A 6646-nucleotide genomic window follows, 5' to 3' on the forward strand; every position below is an offset into this window, starting at 1 on the left:
GTTTCGACCGAGCCGCTATGTTTCGACGGGTCGTATCGTGGCGGCTGGGTCGAAACATAGCGGCTCGGCGAGAAGTCATCGGGCTCTCCACAGGTGGGCGATCTGGCGAGTTGTCCACGGATGGGGGGTGCGCGCATCACCGGGGCACCCGTCGCGGGGGATGCTGGGGCATGCTCATCTCCCAAGCCTCCGCGCTCTTGCGCTCGCGTGACCAACTGCTCGACGGTGGTACGTCGGGCTCGGCGATGACGTCCAGCGTCGCGGCGAAGACGCTGGTGCGGATCGACCGAGGCTGGTACGCCGAACCCGACGCGTGGCGGCGGGCGTATGCCGAAGGTCGCCACCTCATGCGAGTCCTGGCATGCGAGCGGCGCCGCCAAGGGGAGTCCAGCCTCGTGTACTCACATGTATCAGCCGCCGTGCTGTGGGGATTGCCGCTCTGGCGGATCGAGCCGCGGCGCGTCCACGTGAGCGGGATACAGGCCAGCGGACACGTGCGCGCTTCGGAGCCGCTCGTCGCCCGCCACGAGGTCGCGGTTCCCGACGACGATGTCGCAGTGGTCGACGGCATCCGCTGCACATCGCTGCCACGCACCGTCGCCGACCTTCTTCGGGGGCTCCCTTCACAGGCGGCTCTCGCCGTGGCGGATGCCGCGCTGCGCATGCTCGCGTGGGACGAAGACTCGCGGACATACGACGAAGACGCTGCGGCCGCGTTCCGGGAGGAGGTCGCTGCCCGCTTGCCGAAGGGCGGTCGCGGAGTGCGCGACGCGAGGCAGACGCTCGCGCTCGCCGATGGCCGCGCCGCGTCGCCCGGCGAGAGCGCCAGCCGACGGCTGCTCATCGACATCGGATTCCGGGGTGTGCGGCTGCAGACAGGCGTGCCGGCGCCGGATGGTGGCTCGTACTACCTCGACTTCGATCTCGAGGAGGCGAACGCGTGGGGTGAGTACGACGGGGAGGGGAAGTACCTGGACAGTGAGGTGCGTGACGGCGATCTCGAGGCGGTTCTTCTGGCCGAGAAGCAGCGTGAGGACTGGATCCGTGGGACGACGCAACGCAAGCTCGGGCGCTGGATGAAGACCCACATCGCGTCGGCGGCCTCGCTCGAGCGCCGCCTCGCCCAGTTCCACATCTTCCCGCGCCGCTGACCCCCGGCATCCGTTCGCCACGTCGCCGAGCCGCTATGTTTCGCCCGAGCCGACACGATACGACCCGTCGAAACATAGCGGCTGGGTCGAAACGTAGCGGCTCGGCGGAGGCGAAGGGCGGGAAGGGCAGGGAGGAAGGGCGGGAAGGGCGGGTGGGCGGGCGGGCGGGTGGGTGGGGGAGTATTCACGGGGGACGCATAGGGGAGGGTGGGGGAAGATAGAGAGACAGCGAGAGGGCGCGGGCGGCGACAGCGGATGCCGCGGCGAGAGAGGCACGAGGACATGGCGCAGGCGGCGGGCACGCGAAACTGGTTCGCGATCTGGGTGAGCGTGGCGGTGGTCGTCGTCATCGCCCTCGTGATCGGCCTCGTCGTGTGGATGAACAACGCCGCGACCGATCCGGGCACCGCCCCCAGCGGATCGGGCATCGACCAGCAGACGGGCGCCGTCGTCGTCGGCTCCGGCGAGCAGACGCTCGACGTCTACCTCGACTTCATGTGCCCGATCTGCGGCCAGTTCGAGAGCGTCTACGGAGAGGAGATGGTGGATCTCGCGAACGACGGCACGGTCACTCTCAACATCCACCCCATCGCGATCCTCGACCGTGCTTCGCAGGGCACGGAGTTCTCCACCCGCTCCGCCAACGCGCTGTACTGCGTCGCCGAGTCGGATCCGGATGCCGCGGTCCCGTTCATGCAGGAGATGTTCGCGAAGCAGCCCGAGGAGAACTCCACGGGCCTCACCGACGAGGAGATCCTGGCGATCGCGAAGGATGCCGGCGTCACCGACATCGACTCGTGCGTCGCGGATCAGACGTATGCGCAGTTCGTCACCACGATGACACCGAAGACGCCGCTGTCGCCGGGCCAAGACCGCATCGGCACGCCCACCATCGCCGTCAACGGCGAGACGATCGCGCTCTCGACGCTCCCGCCGCAGGGCCAGTTCGCGACGCTGTTCGATTGAGCGCGCGCGGCGAACAGGTCGTGGGGAGACGCCCGGGGAGGGGTTGATGCAACTCACGATCATCGTGCCGACGTTCAACGAGGCCCCGAACGTCGCCGAACTGGTGCAGCGCGTCGCGGCGGCGACGGCGGGTATCGACACCGAGATCGTCTTCGTGGACGACAGCTCCGATGAGACCCCGGAGGTCATCCGCGACGTGGCAGCGACGGCGCCGCTGCCGGTGAGGCTCATCCACCGCGAGGTCTCCAAGGGAGGCCTGGGCGGTGCGGTGCTGGAGGGCATCGCCGCGGCGGCCTCCGATGTCTGCGTCGTGATGGACGGTGATCTGCAGCATCCGCCCGAGAAGATCCGCGACCTCCACCAGCGGTACCTCGAGGGCGACGTCGATCTCGTCATCGCCTCCCGGTACGTGGGCGACGGCACAGCGGGAGGGCTCGCCGACCGTACTCGAGTGTTCGTGTCGAAGGCATCGACCGCGATCACCCGGGCGATGTTCCCCATCAGGCTCCGCGATGTCACGGACCCGATGACGGGCTTCTTCCTCGTCGATCGCCGGGCGATCGCCGCGGAGGGACTGAAACCGCAGGGCTTCAAGATCCTGCTCGAGATCCTCGCCCGGCGGAACGTGAGGTTCGCGGAGATCCCCTTCCAGTTCGCGGGACGACGCGCTGGCGAATCGAAGGCATCGATGCGCCAGGGGCTGCATTTCCTGTCTCAACTGGCGGCGTTGCGGTTCGGCAAGATGTCGCTGTTCGCACTCATCGGAGCGCTCGGCGCCGTCGCGAACATCGCGATCATGTGGGGACTGACCCAGATCGGGGTCGGCTACATCGTCGCGGCGATCATCGCCGCCGAGGTGACGATCGTCGCCAACTTCCTGCTGCAGGAGCGTTTCGTGTTCCAGGACATGACCGGCGACGCCTCCACGATCTGGCTGCGCTTCGTGAAGTCGTTCTCGTTCAACAACGCCGAAGCGCTCGTGCGCATCCCGGTTCTCGCGTTCCTGGTGGAGACGTGGCACTTCTCCAGTGTCATCGCGGCCGCCGTCACCCTGGTCGTGGCCTTCATCGCGCGCTTCATGTTCCATTCGCTGGTCGTCTACGCGCCGCGTAGGGGAAGCGTCGGGAAGCCGGCGGAACGCACTCTGCTCGAGCACATCGACGAGCAGATCACGCAGCCGGGTGAGTTGTGACCGCCGCGGCCGCCGTGCAGCTGTCGGTTTGCCGCGGCATCCGTCGTGGCGTACACTAGATCTTTGGTGCCTTGCGCCTTTATTGGCGTGTCCCCGCACCACAACCCATCCACCGCAGACCGACCGGTCTGCCGAGCGTTAGCGAGCGTATGGCGAAGAAAGACGGAGTCATCGAGATCGAGGGTGTGATCTCCGAGGCGCTGCCCAACGCGATGTTCCGTGTTGAGCTCACCAACGGGCACAAGGTCCTCGCGACGATCTCCGGCAAGATGCGGCAGAACTACATCCGCATCATCCCCGAGGACCGAGTCGTCGTGGAGCTTTCGCCTTATGACCTCACCCGGGGTCGTATCGTCTACCGCTACCGCTAGTCCGGTCGAGAAGTAACACCCCATCCGGTGGTCGAGTGCCGTGCGAAGCACGGTGCATCGAGACCCGGATGCCGGTGAAGACAGCGAACAAGGAAACATCATGAAGGTCAACCCCTCCGTCAAGCCGATCTGCGATCACTGCAAGGTGATCCGCCGCAACGGCCGCGTGATGGTCATCTGCAAGTCCAACCCGCGTCACAAGCAGCGCCAGGGCTGAACGAAACCTCAGCAAGCCACAACTCAATACACAACAACAGCAGGAACACGAACCCTGATCTCGATACACCGCGCTGCGCGCGGCACTCGATCACCGGTGGTGGCGGATACCGACCAAGACGGCACTCGATCACCGATGGCGATCACCAGCGGTGATCGGTCGATAGGGGGGACACCCCGGGTGGAGGCCCGGGCACCGATCCTGCTCCACACCTCCCCTACTCCTAGGAGAACCCGCATGGCACGTCTTGCCGGCGTTGACATCCCGCGCGACAAGCGCGTGGTGATCGCCCTCACCTACATCTACGGCATCGGCCGTACCCGCTCGGCCGAGATCCTGAAGGCCACCGAGATCGACGAGTCGATCCGCGTCAAGGACCTCACCGACGACCAGCTGGTCGCGCTGCGCGACCACATCGAAGGCAACTACAAGGTGGAGGGTGACCTGCGCCGCGAGGTCGCCGCCGACATCCGCCGCAAGGTCGAGATCGGCTCGTACGAGGGCCTGCGCCACCGTCGCGGCCTTCCCGTGCGCGGTCAGCGCACCAAGACCAACGCGCGCACCCGCAAGGGCCCCAAGCGCACCGTCGCCGGCAAGAAGAAGGCGCGCTGAGCGCGGCCCGGACCCAGGTTTAGGAGAAGCACATGGCACAGGCCAAGACCGCTGCGCGCAAGCCGCGCCGCAAGGAGAAGAAGAACATCGCGTTGGGCCAGGCCCACATCAAGTCGACGTTCAACAACACGATCGTTTCGATCACCGACCCCGCGGGCGCCGTCATCAGCTGGGCGTCCTCGGGTGGCGTGGGCTTCAAGGGCTCGCGCAAGTCCACCCCTTACGCGGCCGGCATGGCCGCTGAGTCGGCCGCCCGCCAGGCCGCCGAGCACGGCGTCAAGAAGGTGGACGTCTTCGTGAAGGGTCCCGGCTCGGGCCGCGAGACCGCGATCCGCTCGCTGCAGGCCGCCGGCCTCGAGGTCGGCTCCATCTCGGACGTCACCCCCCAGGCGCACAACGGCTGCCGCCCGCCCAAGCGTCGCCGCGTCTGACATTCGGGGTTGCCGTCCGCGGGCGCATGGTCTCGATACACCGGCGCTACGCGCCGGCACTCGACCACCGGGAATCGCGCCGCCACTCGACCACCGACGAGGTCGCACCCGGCATCCGTCGTCTTTGAAAACTCAATACCTCTTGACATCGCACGTGTCATATAGCGGGCACGTGACGGAAAGGAACACATAGTGCTTATTGCACAGCGTCCCACTCTGACCGAGGAGAAGATCGGCGAGTTCCGCAGCCGCTTCGTCATCGAGCCGCTGGAGCCCGGCTTCGGCTACACGATCGGCAACGCGCTGCGTCGCAGCCTGCTCTCCTCGATCCCGGGAGCTGCGGTGACCAGTATCCGCATCGACGGCGTGCTGCACGAGTTCAGCACCATCCCGGGCGTGAAGGAGGATGTCACCGAGATCATCCTCAACATCAAGCAGCTCGTGGTCTCGTCCGAGCGCGACGAGCCGATCACGGCGTACCTGCGCAAGACGGGTGCCGGTGAGGTGACCGCCGCCGACATCTCCGCTCCTGCCGGTGTCGAGGTGCACAACCCCGAGCTCGTCATCGCCACGCTCAACGACTCGGCCCGATTCGAGCTCGAGCTCACGATCGAGCGCGGCCGCGGCTACGTCTCGGCGACCCAGAACCGCAACGAGTATGCCGAGGCCGGCCAGATCCCGGTGGACTCGATCTACTCGCCCGTGCTCAAGGTGAGCTACCGCGTCGACGCGACGCGTGCCGGTGAGCGCACCGACTTCGACAAGCTCGTGCTGGACGTCGAGGCGAAGCCCTCGATCTCCCCGCGGGATGCCGTGGCCTCCGCCGGTCGCACGCTGACCGAGCTGTTCGGTCTCGCCCGCGAGCTGAACGTCGAGGCCGAGGGCATCGAGATCGGCCCCCCGCCGGTCGCCGAGGTCCTGACCAACGAGTTGTCGATGCCGATCGAGGACCTGGACCTGTCTGTCCGCTCCTACAACTGCCTCAAGCGTGAGGGCATCAACACGGTGTCCGAGCTCGTCGCCCTGAGTGAGACGCAGCTCATGAACATCCGCAACTTCGGTCAGAAGTCGGTCGACGAGGTGCGCGACAAGCTCATCTCGCTCGGTCTGTCGCTGAAGGACTCGGTGCCCGGTTTCGACGGCGCCCACTTCTACGGCGGCTACGACGACGAGACCCTCTGATCGCCTTCGCGAGAATCCCACCCTGGAGTAACTGATATGCCCAAGCCCACCAAGGGTCCCCGTCTTGGCGGCGGCCCTGCCCACGAGCGCCTGCTGCTCGCGAACCTCGCCTCGGCCCTGTTCGCGCACCGCTCGATCACGACGACCGAGACCAAGGCCAAGCGCCTGCGTCCGCTCGCCGAGCGCCTCATCACCTTCGCCAAGCGCGGCGACCTGCACGCCCGTCGTCGGGTGCTGTCGGTCCTCGGCGACAAGGAGGTCGTGCACATCCTGTTCGCCGAGATCGCGCCGCTGGTCGCGGAGCGTGAGGGCGGCTACACCCGCATCACCAAGGTCGGCAACCGCAAGGGCGACAACGCACCGATGGCCGTCATCGAGCTGGTGCTCGAGCCGGTGAACCCGAAGCCGAAGAGCGCGAAGAAGGCCGCTCCGGCCACGGAGGCTCCTGCCGCCGCGGCTCCGGCCGCCGACGAGGACGCCGCCGAAGAGGCCGCGACCGAGGCCGTCGCCGAGGCCGACGAGGC

At 67.0% G+C, this 6646-nt stretch carries 9 protein-coding genes; all 9 read left to right on the forward strand.

Going from position 1 to position 6646, the window contains the following annotated elements:
* Positions 1 to 170: 170 nt before the first annotated feature.
* A complete protein-coding gene (locus WBP48_RS14500) occupies positions 171 to 1151 on the forward strand; it encodes a hypothetical protein (RefSeq protein WP_424441462.1) in 981 nt (326 codons plus the stop codon).
* 282 nt (positions 1152 to 1433) lie between these two features.
* Positions 1434 to 2117: a DsbA family protein gene (locus WBP48_RS14505; RefSeq protein ID WP_424441463.1), complete on the forward strand. Its 684-nt coding sequence runs from the start codon at positions 1434 to 1436 to the stop codon at positions 2115 to 2117.
* A gap of 46 nt (positions 2118 to 2163) precedes the next feature.
* Positions 2164 to 3309, forward strand: coding sequence for a glycosyltransferase (locus WBP48_RS14510; RefSeq protein WP_424441464.1), 1146 nt, complete (start codon positions 2164 to 2166; stop codon positions 3307 to 3309).
* A gap of 149 nt (positions 3310 to 3458) precedes the next feature.
* A complete protein-coding gene (gene infA / locus WBP48_RS14515) occupies positions 3459 to 3680 on the forward strand; it encodes a translation initiation factor IF-1 (RefSeq protein ID WP_028496510.1) in 222 nt (73 codons plus the stop codon).
* Between the two features lie 100 nt (positions 3681 to 3780).
* Complete coding sequence (rpmJ, locus tag WBP48_RS14520) at positions 3781 to 3897, forward strand: 50S ribosomal protein L36 (RefSeq protein ID WP_055821300.1); 117 nt, start codon at positions 3781 to 3783, stop codon at positions 3895 to 3897.
* A 237-nt stretch (positions 3898 to 4134) separates the two neighbouring features.
* A complete protein-coding gene (gene rpsM / locus WBP48_RS14525) occupies positions 4135 to 4509 on the forward strand; it encodes a 30S ribosomal protein S13 (protein WP_424441465.1) in 375 nt (124 codons plus the stop codon).
* 32 nt (positions 4510 to 4541) lie between these two features.
* On the forward strand, positions 4542 to 4940 hold the full coding sequence (gene rpsK / locus WBP48_RS14530; RefSeq protein WP_424441466.1) for a 30S ribosomal protein S11: 399 nt from the start codon (positions 4542 to 4544) through the stop codon (positions 4938 to 4940).
* Between the two features lie 192 nt (positions 4941 to 5132).
* Positions 5133 to 6122, forward strand: a complete 990-nt coding sequence (locus WBP48_RS14535) for a DNA-directed RNA polymerase subunit alpha (RefSeq protein ID WP_424441467.1) — start codon at positions 5133 to 5135, stop codon at positions 6120 to 6122.
* A gap of 36 nt (positions 6123 to 6158) precedes the next feature.
* Positions 6159 to 6646: 50S ribosomal protein L17 (gene rplQ / locus WBP48_RS14540; RefSeq protein ID WP_424441468.1), on the forward strand; the 488-nt coding region annotated here is incomplete at its 3' end.

Source organism: Microbacterium sp. (assembly GCF_049661145.1).
Lineage (GTDB): Bacteria > Actinomycetota > Actinomycetes > Actinomycetales > Microbacteriaceae > Microbacterium.

Bases quoted from the DNA above. Each gene is read 5' to 3' on its own strand.
- WBP48_RS14505 (WP_424441463.1), top strand. From the start codon at position 1,434: ATGGCGCAGGCGGCGGGCACGCGAAACTGGTTCGCGATCTGGGTGAGC.
- WBP48_RS14500 (WP_424441462.1), top strand. From the start codon at position 171: ATGCTCATCTCCCAAGCCTCCGCGCTCTTGCGCTCGCGTGACCAACTG.
- infA (WP_028496510.1), top strand. From the start codon at position 3,459: ATGGCGAAGAAAGACGGAGTCATCGAGATCGAGGGTGTGATCTCCGAG.
- WBP48_RS14510 (WP_424441464.1), top strand. From the start codon at position 2,164: ATGCAACTCACGATCATCGTGCCGACGTTCAACGAGGCCCCGAACGTC.
- rpsK (WP_424441466.1), top strand. From the start codon at position 4,542: ATGGCACAGGCCAAGACCGCTGCGCGCAAGCCGCGCCGCAAGGAGAAG.
- rpsM (WP_424441465.1), top strand. From the start codon at position 4,135: ATGGCACGTCTTGCCGGCGTTGACATCCCGCGCGACAAGCGCGTGGTG.
- rpmJ (WP_055821300.1), top strand. From the start codon at position 3,781: ATGAAGGTCAACCCCTCCGTCAAGCCGATCTGCGATCACTGCAAGGTG.